Origin of the sequence: Ornithinibacillus halophilus (assembly GCF_900129485.1) — a bacterium.
GTDB classification, from domain to species: domain Bacteria; phylum Bacillota; class Bacilli; order Bacillales; family Amphibacillaceae; genus Ornithinibacillus; species Ornithinibacillus halophilus.
The window spans coordinates 54,020-69,601 of sequence record NZ_FQVW01000006.1 but is presented as its reverse complement, the minus strand read 5'-3'; the positions used below and the strand labels follow the sequence as shown (position 1 = coordinate 69,601).

Here is a 15,582-nt window from a genome sequence, read left to right as displayed (position 1 = left end):
TCTTCTATTGTATCGGACATATAATCACTTATTTACCAAATTCATCAACTATTTTAGACTAGATTCATCATATAAGGAACTATATGTCCGATTCACTCCAAAATAGCACTATTCTACACAAATAGAGGAATATATGTCCCTGTCCCTGGCCCTGTCCCTATAGCATTCCTTCTCCCCATCAAAAAACCACACAACCAAATGCTGTGTGGTTTTCATCTCTTCTAGTTATTTTCAAATTCCTCAATCATCATTGAAAGTTCTTCCCAGCGTTCCATTTTACGTTCCAATTCGCCTTCTACTTCCTGTTGTTCAGCAAATAGCTTTTGAACTTGTTCGGAATCACTTCCAGCATCAACAATTCCCTGCTGCAGTTCCTCAATTCTCTCTTCCAATGCCGTAATTTGATCTTCTATTTCATCCCACTCTTTTTGTTCCATATAAGATAGTTTCTTTTTCTGCTTCTTTGGCTTAGGTTCATGAGATTTCAAAGGTTTGGAAGTTGTTCTTTCCTCAGCTTGATGCTCATCCAAATACTCACTATAATTTCCATAATAGGATTGAACCTTACCATTACCTCGGAATACGAGTAATTTTTCAACGACACGGTCTAAGAAATAGCGGTCATGGGAAACGGTAATGACAACACCTGGAAAATGATTGAGATACTCCTCTAACACACTTAAGGTTTGAATATCCAAATCATTGGTAGGTTCATCGAGAAATAGTACATTTGGTTCTGTCATCAGCACTTTTAACAAATAGAGGCGACGTTTTTCTCCACCTGAAAGTCTTCGTATGTACGTCCACTGCTCAGACCTAGAGAATAAAAATCGCTCCAACATTTGCTCAGCTGTAATAACATCTCCATCTTTTGTATGGATAACTTCAGCAACCTCTTTTATATAATCAATGATGCGAAGGTCTCCGTCTAACTCTTCATCACCTTGCGTATAATACCCTATCTTAACCGTTTCATCAATGATGACTTCTCCTTGTTCAGGTTCAATACGGTTCGCCATAATGTTCAATAATGTCGTTTTGCCTGACCCATTCGGACCAATAATTCCAATTCTATCGCCAGGAATGATGAGCTGGTCTACATCTTTCAATAACACTCTATCATCAAAGGATTTATAAATGTTTTTTAATTCCATTACCTTTTTGCCTAAACGAGTGGAACCAACTTGAAATTCCACATTCTCATTTTTCGTATCAAATGTTTGTTCTTTCATATCATGGATACGATCAATTCTTGCCTTCTGTTTGGTAGATCGAGCTTTTGCCCCTCGCTTCAACCAAGCTAACTCTTTTCGCAATGTATTCGCATGCTTTTGCTCACTACTACGTTCCAATGCTTCACGTTCTGCTTTTTTCTCTAAAAAAATCTCATAATTGCCTTCATAAACATAAAGATTGCCTTTATCTAATTCAAAAATCTTATTGGTCACTCGGTTTAAAAAGTAGCGATCATGTGTGACCAACAGCAACGCACCTTTATACGAAGATAAGAATTTTTCCAACCATTCCACTGTCTCATTATCCAAATGGTTGGTCGGCTCATCTAAAATTAATAAATCAGCTGGTTGAATTAATGCTTTTGCTATCGCTACACGCTTTTTCTGTCCACCAGATAGCTCTGTAATCTTTCTATCAAAATCATGAATACCAAGTTTCGTTAACACTGTTTTTGCTTGGGTATTCGCTTCCCAAGCCTCATATTCATCCATCTTTTGTTGAACCTTTAAAAGATTCTCTTGGACTCGTTCGTTAGTTGGATTTTTTTCAAGCTCTTGTAATGTTCTTTCATATTCACGCATGACCCTCATTATTGCTGATTCACCATAGTAAATCTGCTCAATAACCGTTAATTCCGGGTCTAAATCAGGTTCTTGTGCTAGATACTCGATATAATAATCTTTGGGAAAACTAACACTCCCATCTTCTGGGCTCTCTATTCCTGCGATTACTTTTAATAAACTAGATTTCCCAGTTCCATTGACCCCAATTAACCCAATGCGATCATGAGGGATAATCGTGCCATTTATCCGATTAAATAACACCTTTTCCCCATATGATTTATATAAATTTTCAATCGTAAGCATGTTAACCCTTCCTTTTGGAGGTAGCCTCCACTAAAGCTATTCCTTGTTCTTTTTGCTTCTGATAAATTCCTTTACTAATAAAACAATTAAAAATAATAGCCATGAAGAAACAATATAATATATTAGTTTACTGGAATCTGACATTTGATTAAAGAAAAAGGACATACCGAGCCAAATCACACCAATTGCAATCACTTGGTATACTAAAAATTTCATTCTTGTATCCTCCCTTTCCAATACCTATCTATTAGTGTATCTTATCATCGAAATGTTTTCCATTTTGGAAAAGCAGGAAAATGTAATTTGGTGTCGAAATGATATATTTATATCCTTTTAGGGAGGTTTTTATTATTGCTAAATATCATGAAAATGAAATTATAAAACCTATCAAATTATGTACAACAGATGGAAAGTTTAATAAAGAAAGCATCGGTTGGGCTCGGAGGCCAATTATTACATCCAATCTTTCCGGGAATTTCCTTCGTAAGAAAAAATGGAATTATTGGTGTGTCTTTGGGAAAGACGCCTTATTCTCAGCAACTATTACTCATATGGACTATGCTGCTGTTTGCTTTATCTATTATTTAGAATATAGCACAAAGAAATATATTGAAGAAACGGTACTTGTCCCTTTTCATCAAAAATTAACAATGCCAGAAGAAGTCCTGGATAGTGTCGAGTTTATTCATAATAAGATGGGAATATTCTTTGTTAACAATGGTAACAACACTTTACTAAAGGTAAGTAGTAAAGATTTTGGTGGAAAGACTTTGGAGGTTAACCTAACTATTAACCATCCAAACAATGCGGATTCACTCAACGTAGTCGTACCTTGGAGTGATGAGCAATTTCAATTTACTGCTAAGCATCATTGTCTTCCTGCAACAGGTAAGGTGAAAGTAGGAGATCAGAGCTTTTCCTTCGATGAGAAATCAGCATTTGCTGTATTGGATTATGGGCGTGGAGTTTGGCCAAGAAAAAGTACTTGGAATTGGGGAATGGCATCTGGAAAACAACATGAGGATGTAATTGGCCTGAATTTCGGTGGCCAATGGACAGACAATACAGGTTCTAATGAAAATGCATTTTTCGTCAACGGTTCCATCACCAAAATCAATGAAGATGTTGAATTCATTTATGACCGCAATGACTTTATGAAGCCATGGAAAATCGAATCAACCGAAACAGATGATGTACGACTTACCTTCCATCCATTTTTTGAACGTAAAGCTGCCTCTAACGCAGTAGTTGTAAAATCAGATGTCCATCAAATGGTTGGCCACTATGAAGGATACGTTCGGATGCAAAATGGGGAGAAAGTAGAAATTAACCAATTACTAGGGTGTATTGAGGAACATATTGCTGTTTGGTAAGGAATTAGTGGGGGGCATCCACTCCCACTGACTCCTTATTCCATCTTTTCAAATTCCTGTACCATTTGATCATAGTTCATGGCACCATATGTAAAACTATGGACACGTCCATTCGAGTCAATAAAAAATGACGTTGGGATTGGCTGAATTCGATAGAGATGTGATATCTCCCCGTCTTCATCTAATAAAACTGGAAAAGTTAAATTATATTTCTCAACGAACTCTGTTACATTTTTCTTACCAATTTCTGTGTCTGTTAAGTTTACAGCTAAAATCGCAATATCCTTCTCTTCATAGAATTTCTGCATATCTGGCATTTCTGCACGACATGGCCCACACCACGATGCCCAAAAATTGAGCATGACACGTTCACCACGTAAATCAGAAAGTTTTACAATTTTATTATCTAGCGTTTTTAGTTCAAGATCAGGTGCGATGTTTCCTTTTTGTAATCCAATCGAGTCTGAATCCTGTTCTGCTTCTGCCAATACATCTTCTGCTTTTTCGTTATCACGTTGTGCATTTTCACTGTCACTCAATGCAAAATCATAAATTGCCCATGAGAACATTCCAATTAAAACGATTAGTACAACACCTTTTTTCATTCGATAACCTCCCCTAACTTTTACTAATAGTTATCTATTTTACTCTTTTTCTTTTAAATACATACGTCCAGACGAGACATATCGTTAATAGTGCGATTAAAAAGACTGGGGATATCATATATCCAAACACGGTTATAAAAGGGGTTAACAATGAAAGGATTAATTGGCCAACAACCCACCCTACCCAGGTACTAAAGATTAGAGTATTTATTGATATTTTATTATGAAGTACGACCACTCCTAATAATAAGACAAATAATACAATTAAATACAACCATGTATATGTATCACCGACCCACATAATCTGAATGAATTCGTAACAAAAGGACGCGGCAATGAACACAAAGGTAAATGTACTAATAAATCTCATAACATCCCAATTATGTTTTCTTACTTTATATGCAATATGAATCCCAGTTAATACAGTAGCTAAATAAAATGCTTGAGCATTACTAGGGTATGCAAGTACAGCAATTGGATCTGTGAAGAACAAGCCGATGTTAATAATGATTTTGCTTATCCAAATATAGACAACAAAATTAATTAACATAGAGAGTACTTCTTCTAAATGTTTCTTCTTCTCTAGTCTTTCTATTGGGCTAATAACATAGTAAAAAAGAAACCCTGCAATAAAACTAATAACAAAGATTGCAATATTTTCTAATGCCCACGTAGGTAACATTTTAATTCCTCCAAAATTAAGGTACTTACATTATAACGGCCATAGAACTTAATTCGTATTAATACGCTTACGAGATTTTGTTGTTTAATTTATCTGTTGTTTGTATACATTAGTAACATTAATAAGAATTTGTTAAAGGAGTGCAATAGATGCCATTACAACAAGGGAATAAAAATTGTATTACAGATGTATCTGGAGTAAAAGTTGGCCATGTCACGCTTTATGAAAAAATAAATGAAGAAGACACGATTTGTACTGGCGTTACTGCCATTCTCCCCCATGAAGGAAATCTCTTTTATGAAAAAATCCATGCAGCTAGTTATGTCATAAACGGTTACGGAAAATCAACCGGGTTAATTCAGTTAGATGAATTAGGTTTGTTGGAATCACCAATAATGTTAAGCAATACTTTTAGTGTTGGGCCCGTACTTGAGGGAACATTGCGCTACATGCTTGACCAAAACAAGGAAATTGGCAACTCTGCTGGTACGATCAATATTGTTGTAGGTGAGTGCAATGATAGCATGCTAAATTCAATTCGAATTCAAGCAATTAAACCAGAACATGCTAAGATGGCTATCGAAAATGCTAGTAGTGGAGCATGTGAACAAGGAGCTGTTGGTGCCGGGAAAGGGATGGTTTGTTTTCAATATAAGGGCGGGATTGGAACTGCCTCACGAATAGTCACAGCAGCCGATAAAAAATATACGGTTGGATGTCTTGTCCTTTCCAATTTTGGAAAAAGAGAACAAGCGTTATTTGCTAAATTTCCCACAATTGAAGCCAAGTCTCCTGATGGTTCCATTATGATGGTAATTGCTACAGATGCACCACTCTATGACCGTCAATTGAAACGATTAGCTAAACACACCACGGCAGGTCTAGCACGCACTGGAAGTCATATCGCCCATGGTAGTGGAGATATTGCCATTGCTTTTTCCACTGCTAATAAACATAATCATAATGCCAATTCACATACCGAATCAATGGAATATATAAGAGACCACCATCAAGTAATGAATCAGCTCTTCCAAGCTGTCATTGAATCCACAGAAGAAGCTATTATTAATTCACTAAAATATGCAGAAACAACGGAAGGAAAAGGAGGAAAAGTGATAGATAAGGCTCCTATAAACCTTTTTCATTAAGAAAAGCTTAGTGCGCCCGCTTTGCGACGTATGGACTGGGACTGTGTCTTCGGTTACTCGGCACAAAAGCGATGTAGTTTCTCCACGTAGTTTCTTTCTTTTAAAATAGGGATCCTGCTACCAGACGTAGCATTAAATTATCGAACAATATCTTCTTCATGAAAAGGAGGTTGAACCTTTCACCTTATTGGTGGCCCTGGTTCCGTTAATAGACCATAATGTCGTATATTTGATGTGCAGTCGGTTTTAGGTTCCGTTATTGTCCTTAAAAACGTGAATACATTGTTCAAAAAAGGCAAATTAAGGAACCAGGATTACATAACACACTTAAAACTAACAATTCTCTTGGAATAACGGAATAAGGATTCATCAAAAAATCCGAACTCAACTAGCCCGGATTTCGTTATGCAAATATTCCTTTTTCCCCAATTCTTATTTTGTTTTTCTAATAAATGTAGTTGGGACGTCAGATTTAAATAATAGTAATTGGTTCGTGGTTGGATGGTTAAAAGATAATATCTTTGCATGTAATCCTAGTCTACCAACAGGATTCGTTTTTGCTCCATATTTCTTATCTCCAACTACTGGATGCCCCAAATCCTTCATATGAACTCTAATTTGATTTTTCCGTCCTGTTTCTAATTGAACTTTTAGCAACGAATACTCTTTATTTGATCGTAGAACTTTGTAATGTGTTACAGCACGTAACCCACCGTTCTTTTCTTGGCTAGAGTACATAAGATGTGTTTTTGTTTCTTTTAGCCAGGAAGCTATGGTACCTTCAGATTTTTCTACTTTACCCTCTACTAAAGCGACATAAGTGCGCTCCTTAACGATTCTTTTCCAGTTATCTTGAAGGGTTCTCTTTACTTTTTCACTCTTAGCAAACATCATTACACCAGAAGTATCTTTATCTAAACGATGAACAACAAAAATACGATTAAGTGGATTTTCTAAACGAACATATTCCATTAATTGATGGTGGGCCGTTTGCTTCTTTTCCTTTTGACTAGCAATAGACAACAAACCCGCTGCCTTATCTACAACGATAATATCCTCATCTTCATATAATATCGTTAATCCAATTAACTGTTCCTGTTTGACAGCAGCCTTATTTTTCAAAATTGTCACTGTGTTTCCAGGTTGAAGTGGATAATTATGCTTCGTTTCAATATGGTCGTCAATGGAAACTTGACCGCGTGTTAGAATGGACTTTACAGAATTTCTACTACGATTCGGCATTGATTTCAAAAGGAACGGTAATAATTCGGATGCTTCCTCCACCTCAAAGTTCATTGTATTGCTCGTTCTATTCTTGTTTTTGGACATATGTATTTTCCCCTCTAATCTTCATCTTTAACGTCAATATCTTCTGGAATTGGTTCTGACAAGTAATCTTGAATCATTTTGCGATATTTTTCTACCTGTTCAAAATGGGTTGTAAATTGCTCTTTATTTACTAAATACTGGTTACCGTCATGGACAGCACGGATTCTACCTTGAAGGACTAACGCACTCACCTTGGATGAGTCCATGGATAAATATTCTGCTACTTCTTCTATTGTAAGATACATTGTACTCCCTCCAAATCCCTGCCATATTATTTTCTTACCTACTATATAATGTCTCTACATTTAGTATTATCATACAAGTATACTTTAATTTACCACTGTTTGCAGACTTTGAATAATTTTTCGTTAAAAAAGTAATTAACCCCTCCGTAATGAAGGGGTTATAACGTTTAAGCCGACTGTTGTTGAAGGTATTTTTCAAAATCTGATGCAGCTAATGGTTTGGAAAAATAATAGCCCTGCCCATAACTACAGCGAAAATCGGTTAAGAGACTTGCTTGTTTTTCATATTCAATGCCTTCAGCAACCACACTTAGTTTTAAATTTAAACTTAAATCAATAATTGATTTGACCATTGAGTCTTCTTCCAGTTCTGTTATATCGTCAATAAATGATTTATCAATTTTTAACGTATCTATTGGTAATTCCTTTAAAACGTGTAAAGAAGAATATCCCGTACCAAAATCATCAATCGAGGTACTTATACCAAGAGCCCTTAACTGTTTCAGCACTTCGGTTGATTCCTCAATATTTTGAATCACACTCTCTGTAATTTCTAGTTCAAGGTATTGCGGATCTAGTTCAGTTTCTTCTAATACCCTTTTCACATAGCTAACAAATCCACTATGTTGGAATTGTCTTACAGAGACGTTTACAGAGATACATACTTTTGGAAGACCTTCTTCTTGCCATTTTTTATTCTGCTCACATGCCTCACGCAGTACCCATTTACCAATAGGAATAATTTGCCCGGTTTCCTCTGCTATTGGAATGAATTCTGCTGGTGAAACAAACCCAATATCAGGATTATTCCATCGTAACAATGCTTCCATTCCAATTACTTCTCGAGTTTTCAAATCCATTTTGGGTTGATAAACGAGCTGTAATTCATTATTATTGATAGCTTTTCTTAAACCATTTTCAATTTCTAGTTTTCGTGAAACTGCACCATTTAATTCTGGATTATACAATTGATAGTTGTTCTTGCCTTTTTCTTTCGCAACATACATGGCAGCATCCGCATTTTTCAATAATGCCTGACTGTTTTTAGCATTATTAGGAAAGACACTAATCCCAATACTTGGTGTAATTGAAATTTCATATTCATCTACTACAAACGATGTTGAGAATAATTTAATGACCTTCTTAGCAACTTCCTGACTTTTTTCTACTGTTGCACCTGGTAAGAGAAGAATAAACTCATCTCCACCAGCGCGATAGAACTTCCCTTCAATACCTGGAATTGTTACTAAGCGTTCAGCCGTAACCTTCAATAACTGATCTCCAACGTAATGTCCCAAAGTATCGTTGATATTTTTAAAGCGATCCAAATCAATTAATAATAGTCCAAGTTGATGCTTGTTTTGTGACGCAACTTTTAAGTATTGATTTATTTCCTTTAAATACTTCGTCCGATTCTCTAGTCCTGTTAGCATGTCGTGATAAGCTAAGTATTTTATTTCTTCCATCAGTCGGTCGTTTTGTTTTAACAGAAGCACCTGCCGAACGAGTATCAGTAAAAAGACCACACATAATCCTGCTGTTAATATATTAAATTGCCAATCATAACTTTCTATTACTAATAGAACCAATACCCCTATAAAGATATACGGAAATATTGAATCTCTTTTATTGTTTAGAATCTCTGGCAAATTCCAGTTTTGATAGGAATGACCTTTTCTAGCATAATAACCAGCTAAACCAATTACTAATAATGATACGCTCCATAATGGTTCAATGTAATCTCCATTCATTTGTGTTCCATTATATGTATGTAATAAATCGGCTAATATTTGTAAAAAGAAACCAAAAATAACGAGCAACAGTACTTTACGTTCTTTACTGTACATGGACACATAATACAAACTCGTGACAACGACTAAAATACTTAAATTTACTAAAGGATAAAGCGTATCGATTGCTAATTGTGCAACAGATTCATTAGCACCAGCCCATATAGGTTGGACAAAATAATGTATCACGACACTAATTGCAATAATCATAAAGATAATCATATTAAATAGATAAGAATGCTTCTTTATCGACTGTCTCAATAACTGATTCTTATATACCAATGCAATTAAGAATAACGTATAAGCCCCAATCCATAATAAATCGGCAATATACGGTACATTTTGGGTATTCATATTAAGTTGATAATATAACCAAGATACATTAGAACTTGCATATAATAATACGCCAAGACTTAGTAATAACCAAAAGTATCCATCCTTCTCTTTCCTAGCTGATCGGTATGCCTTCCATAACCAAACAAAGCTTATTAAACCAGCCGTTATCGGAAAAGTTGAAGCAGCAATTAATCTAGAATTGCTATAGTCTTGAAGTAAATAAATAGTTATATAGAATAGAATAATCAGTGTTATTAACATCAGTAGTCCATAATGTCTTTTAATCTTCATAGAGTCCTCCACTACTTTCCAGAACAACACAATGTACTGTTTTTCAACAAATTTCTACTATTTGGAATTAGTTATATATTACCACATACAATGAAATACCGCATGTAATACTTTATATTTATATAATCGTTCGGAAATTGTAGTGCATTTTTTACAAAAAAAGTGTCATGTACCAAGTACACAACACTCTTTTCGATCTAAGCTAAAATATCTTGATATGATTCTGTTTTTTCAATTTTATTCTTGGCATAGGAACATTCAGGAATAATTTTATACCCTTCGTCACGTGCATAACTGACCACTTTTTCTACTAATTTCCCTGCCATACCTTGCCCTCGTAATTCGTCTGAAACAAAAGTGTGATCCACTGTTATCGTTGATTCATTTGTTTTTTGGTATGTAATTTCTGCTAGCGGTTCTTGTTCATTTTCACCTACAAAAAACTTTTGATTCCCTTGTTTGATTTCTGTCATCTTTTCTCCCTCCTTTGTTATAAGATATCATAGTATCTCTTGATCAGAAAATCACCTTATCTAGTACTCATCTATTTTTCTATTCTAGACCAGTCGAATAATTTACCGGGATCTGTTTTTCTAAAAGGAGCATATTGATTATGGCCAAGAATATTTAGGTTCTCAGAATGCCTACTATAAATATTATTTAGTAACTTATCCAAAGAATTGTATTGCTCATCCGTATATCCAATATTCTTCCAATGTATGAAGTTATAAATATCTTCTCTAATGAATGGTGTCATCTCTTCTTTCGTTCCTATTGCCATTAGTTCAATCCCAATCGAATGCTCATTCATCTTTCCTAGCGTTGAAAAGCCATGGAAAAGATTCGATCCAGCATGGTAAGCAACGCGATACTCGGGAACGAATCGGTAGATTGTCCCATCTCGATCAATTAGGTAATGGGATGACACATGATGCTTCTGGAATAACTGGTAAATATCTTCAACTTGATATGGATTGTGAGGTTTTTCTTTCACATTACTAATAAAATGAAGCATAATGTGGGTAATTCTTGATTCTCTAATGGAAGAGTTTTCAGGTGGTAGTAAGTAATCGTACCAGAGTTCGTTTTCGTTAGCTTGCTTGAAACAATCGTTCTCCTTGGCATAATAGTGATGTGGCAAATAAAGGACGTTAATAATTAATAATAATAGGAAAATTAGAGTGATATTACGAATCATAGCCCTCATCCTAAGTCCTCCTAAAGAAAAGTTCATCTATGCTTATCGTTCATCATTCATTAAATGGATTTCTTTTTCAATGAACCATCGACCTATAATCTTAAGTTCCAACAAAGATATTTCCCTTTTCTTTGCTACTTGTTCGATTAATTTCCGTTCAAAATTCATAGTACTTAAATGCTTTTCTTTCTTTATATTGTCCAGTACATAACAATAAAAACAACCTAATAGTTCTGTCGTTAAATTCTCATAAAAGTTCTTTCTTTTCATAATCTTCTCCTCTTCCCCGTGTATTTCTAGTTGTCTATAAACAAAAAAGCCAAAAAGAGTAAAGCAAAAATGCTTTAACTTCTTTTTGGCTTATGTCTAGCTTATTTATCTAGTCCATTGCTGCCTCTTTGATGTGGGTCTAATATAAATAACATAACGGATTTATCTAGATCAAAATCCCAAGATACAAAGCTATCATTAATTTTCTTATCAAAAATGGATTCTAATCTCATATTATTATGAAGTAATCTTTTTTCAAGATTCCTCTTAGCAATTCGTAAAACTTCTCTTTTCCCCAGGCGAATAAATTCTCTTTCAATACTAACTAAAATCCCTTTTCGTATAACTAAAACCGTTCGTTCATTCAATTCATAGGAGATTATCTCTTCAGGTAATTTCTGTGCTTGCAAACTAATATTTGAAATTTCTTCATGTAGTACATCTTTTCCGAAATAATCCTCACTTGCTAATTGAGTGATACGCTCATCATCAATTGTGTGGGATATTGCAACAAACATTCCTGAATGATTATGCATTCCCCAATCGTAATAAAACTCGTCAATCTCAATACTAGTAATGAATTTAATAAAGGATTTCACTTCAGGAATTAAATTTTCCATTACTACGTCTCTAGATGTTTGAACAACTTCCTCTCTATTCTCATGCAACAAAGTCCGTTCTACCGGAGAGAGAAAGTTTTTTAAATATACCGTAACAAAAGGTTCTTGAATACTAACAAATACTGCTTCAGGTCCTCGCCCGAAATTATCTCTTAGTAATTTTCCAATTGCACTAGCTAATTCTTTCTGACGTTCGACATTATTCAATATCAACATCCTCTATGTAGATAAAAGCATTATATCTTTTATCCAGGTTTCATTGTATAGCCTATTATTATAATTATCAACTTTAATTCAAAGAATATACTTTATGATGCAAGTCACTTCATTAAAACCATTTCATGTTATACACTAGTACTATTGTTTTTATAACAAGTAGTTAGAGAGGAGTTTTTCTAATGAACAATGACTATCAATTACCAGAAAATCTGGTTTCTATATTAAATGAGAAGAAAAGTAAAAGTCCTGAAAAGTTTACTGAATTAGTTAGGGAGGGCGGTTATGTACCTCCACATATAGACCTATTAATCGATGCCATTTCAGCATTAAGTATGGGGAAAAATATATTATTGAAAGGACCAACTGGTGCCGGAAAGACAAAATTCGCAGAAACACTATCCTATCTTTTCCAACAACCAATGTTTAGTGTGAACTGCTCCGTTGATTTAGACGCAGAGAGCTTACTGGGCTTTAAAACGTTAACTTACGAAGAGGAAAAACAAATGATCGATTTTATTCCTGGGCCAGTTATCAATGCGATGAAACACGGGACCTTCTTGTATATCGATGAGGTAAATATGGCTAAACCCGAAACATTACCACTCATTAATGGAGTACTTGATTACCGCCGAACGATTACTAATCCATTTACTAATGAAATAGTTACCGCAAAAGATTCTTTTAACGTCATAGCCGCTATTAATGAGGGTTATATCGGAACTGTGCCATTAAATGAAGCATTGAAAAATCGTTTTGTCGTGATTGAGGTACCTTATATTGAAGGAGAACTATTAAAAAACTTAATTCAATCCAATACAAAACTTAAAGATGAAACAACGATTGATTTATTTGTGAAATTATCAGGTGATCTGATTGAGGCTGTATATCAAGGCAAATTATCGGAAGATGCTGCATCCATTCGAGCATTATTAGATGCCTGTGATTTAAGTAATCTAATTCCACCAAGACGCGCAATTCAACGCTCAATTGTTGATAAACTTGATGAGGATAGAGAACGGGAATTTATTAAAAATCTAGCAGAGACACTTTTTAGTTAATGTTCTTTAAGTAAGGAGTATATACTATGTATCGTTTTAATAATAAGAAAGTCGATACGAATCTTTTCCTACAATTGCAAGACTTAACAACTGTTTTGTCTGGGAATAGAGATCTGGAATTTGAGTTTAATTTTGGATCCTTCATCGATGTTATTGATCACAAGGTGACGGCAAGTCGTTTTTGGGATAATACAAAGCCAGTAATTCATGAAGCAGGCTTAAAATCAGATGTTTTTCTACGCACTGTTGGAACATTGCATCACACCAATCTAAACGATATAAAACAATATTTAGAAGAAGTCGTTCGTGAAGTTAGTATCCCAAAATTTGCTACTCAATTATTTGCATTGTTTGAAGACATTCGCTTACAGGAAATCATTAGAAAAGAGCGACCTGGAACTAAAAAGGTATTTGACATTCGAAACAGCTACCACAAACAACATTTTGAAACTCAATTGAATACAAACATCACTAGAAGCTATTCTTTAGATGAATTATTTTGCCTTATCTATTTGTTAATAGAATCAGACGTACCAGACCCGGTCTTCCCAAGAGCAAATGAGAAACAACTATCTGATTTAGAAAAGATTAAACCTTTTCTATACGAGTTATTTGAGGCAAAAACCACTAGAGATGTCGTTCATATTGCTGAGAAGATTGTTTTACAAATCGATGGGCATTATCGGGATTCTTATAACGAATATTTTGTATTACCTGTTTCCCATATTGACCATTACACAAGAAACACCTTATTTGATGAATTAACAAGAACGGATAAACTAACGAACGATGATTATGAAGAAGTGGACCAGGAAAAAAGCGAATATATCGATGAGAAATTTTCAACATGGCATCGTGAAAGCAAAAATGGAGAAGGTAATCAAACTTTTCTTCAGTTTGAGCTCGACCAAGGAACGAAAACCAGCTTAATTGGTGATGGTGCCCGAGAAACAGAGGAAGGCGACCAGGCAATGGCATCGATTCAAGGCGCCTCTGGTCAAAGTAAGCAAAATGACTACTCTGACATGGAATCATTAGAAGAAAAAGAAACAGAAAAAGGCAATCAACAAGATGAGGCGATTTACGGTGAAGAAAATCGAGATGCTGTGAAGATCGACAAAGTGGCCGAAAAACCAGAACATGAAGATATCCAATTATATAAAGAATATGTAATGGAAATCGAAGCCTATCAGCGTAAACTAGCTCGAACAATTGAAAAAACATTAGAGCATAAGAAAAACGCTCCACGAAAAGACTTACTATTTGGTCGTCTGTCTAAAAAGCTACTACCTATTGTAATTGATAATGATCGCCGTATTTTTTATAAAAAGAATCACGAATCGAAAGAAATGGATGCCGTCTTTACTTTACTCGTTGACTGTTCTGCTTCCATGCACAATAAGATGGAAGAAACCAAAAAGGGAATTGTTTTATTTCACGAGGTTTTGAAGCAGTTAAAAATTAAGCATTCCATAATTGGATTTTGGGAAGACGCGAATGATGTGAAAGAAGGTTATCAGCCGAACTATTTCCACAGAATCCATACCTTTAATGATTCTCTATATGAAAATAATGGTCCTAAAATTATGCAATTGGAACCAGAAGAAGATAACCGTGATGGCTACAGTATTCGTGTCATAACGAAAGAACTAGAAGCTAGACGAGAGAAGAATAAGTTCTTGCTTGTTTTCTCTGATGGTGAACCCGCAGCTTCTAACTATGAACAGAACGGGATTGTGGATACCCATGAGGCAGTACTAGAAGCAAGGAAGAAAGGTATTGATGTTATTGGGATGTTCTTGGCTAACGGAGAAGTCCAAGAACACGAAGACCTTACGATGAAAAACATTTACGGTAGAGAACGACTGATGATACCAGGCGTATCAGAGCTACCAGACCACTTTACCCCATTGTTGAAAAAATTATTATTAAAAGCAATCTAACGATAAAAGCACTTGGTTTCGACTAAGTGCTTTTTTTAAGATAAATCGTGTTAGATATCTTAAAAAGAAAAACTGTCCAAAATAGGACAGCTTCTTAAGTATACGAAATGCTATTTTACAATCTTATAATTTTTATGATTCACTACGGTTTTTATTGGTTCTCCTGTTTTGTCATTGGTCCCAATTTTGATGATGACCGAGTTCTCTCTTACCGTTAATACCGTTCCTTCGTTTCCTTTTGCTTCTCCTTTAACAACTTTAATTTGATCTCCTTCATTAGCCTTCTTAATTTCTGGCTTGTCTTGTTTTTCAGCTGTATTATCTTCTGCCATTTTGCTCTCTCCTTCTCATATGCTTCCTACTTATTATTTAT

General features: G+C 35.0%; 16 protein-coding genes. 4 read left to right on the top strand and 12 right to left on the bottom strand.

What is annotated here, in order from left to right:
• Positions 1 to 221: 221 nt before the first annotated feature.
• Both BUB12_RS04845 and BUB12_RS04840 read right to left on the bottom strand, forming a co-directional pair.
• Positions 222 to 2,102, bottom strand: coding sequence for an ABC-F family ATP-binding cassette domain-containing protein (locus tag BUB12_RS04845; RefSeq protein ID WP_072888623.1), 1,881 nt, complete (start codon positions 2,100 to 2,102; stop codon positions 222 to 224).
• Positions 2,103 to 2,138: 36 nt separating this feature from the next.
• Positions 2,139 to 2,318 (bottom strand): hypothetical protein, encoded by a 180-nt coding sequence (locus tag BUB12_RS04840; RefSeq protein WP_072888622.1) that lies wholly within the window; start codon positions 2,316 to 2,318, stop codon positions 2,139 to 2,141.
• Positions 2,319 to 2,416: 98 nt separating this feature from the next.
• On the opposite strand from BUB12_RS04840, the gene BUB12_RS04835 reads away from it, so the two are divergent.
• Entirely contained in the window at positions 2,417 to 3,475 is a 1,059-nt protein-coding gene (locus BUB12_RS04835; protein ID WP_234982573.1) for a DUF2804 domain-containing protein, read from the top strand.
• 35 nt (positions 3,476 to 3,510) lie between these two features.
• Here BUB12_RS04835 and BUB12_RS04830 read toward each other — a convergent pair whose 3' ends face one another.
• Both BUB12_RS04830 and BUB12_RS04825 read right to left on the bottom strand, forming a co-directional pair.
• On the bottom strand, positions 3,511 to 4,080 hold the full coding sequence (locus BUB12_RS04830) for a peroxiredoxin family protein (RefSeq protein ID WP_072888620.1): 570 nt from the start codon (positions 4,078 to 4,080) through the stop codon (positions 3,511 to 3,513).
• A 34-nt stretch (positions 4,081 to 4,114) separates the two neighbouring features.
• Positions 4,115 to 4,762, bottom strand: a complete 648-nt coding sequence (locus BUB12_RS04825; protein WP_072888619.1) for a hypothetical protein — start codon at positions 4,760 to 4,762, stop codon at positions 4,115 to 4,117.
• A gap of 149 nt (positions 4,763 to 4,911) precedes the next feature.
• Between BUB12_RS04825 and BUB12_RS04820 the strand changes: the two genes are divergently transcribed.
• Positions 4,912 to 5,910: a DmpA family aminopeptidase gene (locus BUB12_RS04820; protein WP_072888617.1), complete on the top strand. Its 999-nt coding sequence runs from the start codon at positions 4,912 to 4,914 to the stop codon at positions 5,908 to 5,910.
• A gap of 432 nt (positions 5,911 to 6,342) precedes the next feature.
• Here the strand turns inward: BUB12_RS04820 and BUB12_RS04815 are convergent, their stop codons facing one another.
• The 7 genes from BUB12_RS04815 to BUB12_RS04785 all read right to left on the bottom strand — a co-directional run bounded on the left by BUB12_RS04815 (position 6,343) and on the right by BUB12_RS04785 (position 12,196).
• The gene (locus tag BUB12_RS04815) at positions 6,343 to 7,239 is read right to left on the bottom strand and encodes an RluA family pseudouridine synthase (protein ID WP_072888616.1); all 897 of its coding nucleotides are present in this window, start codon (positions 7,237 to 7,239) and stop codon (positions 6,343 to 6,345) included.
• 14 nt (positions 7,240 to 7,253) lie between these two features.
• Positions 7,254 to 7,484 carry an excisionase family DNA-binding protein gene (locus BUB12_RS04810; RefSeq protein ID WP_072888615.1) on the bottom strand — a complete coding sequence of 77 codons (231 nt, stop codon included), beginning with the start codon at positions 7,482 to 7,484 and terminating at the stop codon, positions 7,254 to 7,256.
• A gap of 167 nt (positions 7,485 to 7,651) precedes the next feature.
• Entirely contained in the window at positions 7,652 to 9,901 is a 2,250-nt protein-coding gene (locus BUB12_RS04805; protein WP_234982572.1) for a putative bifunctional diguanylate cyclase/phosphodiesterase, read from the bottom strand.
• 197 nt (positions 9,902 to 10,098) lie between these two features.
• The gene (locus BUB12_RS04800; RefSeq protein ID WP_072888613.1) at positions 10,099 to 10,374 is read right to left on the bottom strand and encodes a GNAT family N-acetyltransferase; all 276 of its coding nucleotides are present in this window, start codon (positions 10,372 to 10,374) and stop codon (positions 10,099 to 10,101) included.
• A gap of 71 nt (positions 10,375 to 10,445) precedes the next feature.
• A complete protein-coding gene (locus tag BUB12_RS04795; protein WP_072888611.1) occupies positions 10,446 to 11,108 on the bottom strand; it encodes an N-acetylmuramoyl-L-alanine amidase in 663 nt (220 codons plus the stop codon).
• 33 nt (positions 11,109 to 11,141) lie between these two features.
• Positions 11,142 to 11,369, bottom strand: a complete 228-nt coding sequence (locus BUB12_RS04790) for a hypothetical protein (protein WP_072888609.1) — start codon at positions 11,367 to 11,369, stop codon at positions 11,142 to 11,144.
• A 101-nt stretch (positions 11,370 to 11,470) separates the two neighbouring features.
• Positions 11,471 to 12,196, bottom strand: a complete 726-nt coding sequence (locus BUB12_RS04785; protein WP_072888607.1) for a Na-translocating system protein MpsC family protein — start codon at positions 12,194 to 12,196, stop codon at positions 11,471 to 11,473.
• A gap of 191 nt (positions 12,197 to 12,387) precedes the next feature.
• On the opposite strand from BUB12_RS04785, the gene BUB12_RS04780 reads away from it, so the two are divergent.
• Positions 12,388 to 13,266 carry an ATP-binding protein gene (locus tag BUB12_RS04780; RefSeq protein WP_072888605.1) on the top strand — a complete coding sequence of 293 codons (879 nt, stop codon included), beginning with the start codon at positions 12,388 to 12,390 and terminating at the stop codon, positions 13,264 to 13,266.
• Positions 13,267 to 13,292: 26 nt separating this feature from the next.
• On the top strand, positions 13,293 to 15,209 hold the full coding sequence (locus BUB12_RS04775; protein ID WP_072888603.1) for a vWA domain-containing protein: 1,917 nt from the start codon (positions 13,293 to 13,295) through the stop codon (positions 15,207 to 15,209).
• 110 nt (positions 15,210 to 15,319) lie between these two features.
• Here the strand turns inward: BUB12_RS04775 and BUB12_RS04770 are convergent, their stop codons facing one another.
• Entirely contained in the window at positions 15,320 to 15,541 is a 222-nt protein-coding gene (locus tag BUB12_RS04770; RefSeq protein ID WP_072888601.1) for a DUF2187 family protein, read from the bottom strand.
• Between the last annotated feature and the right edge of the window lie 41 nt (positions 15,542 to 15,582).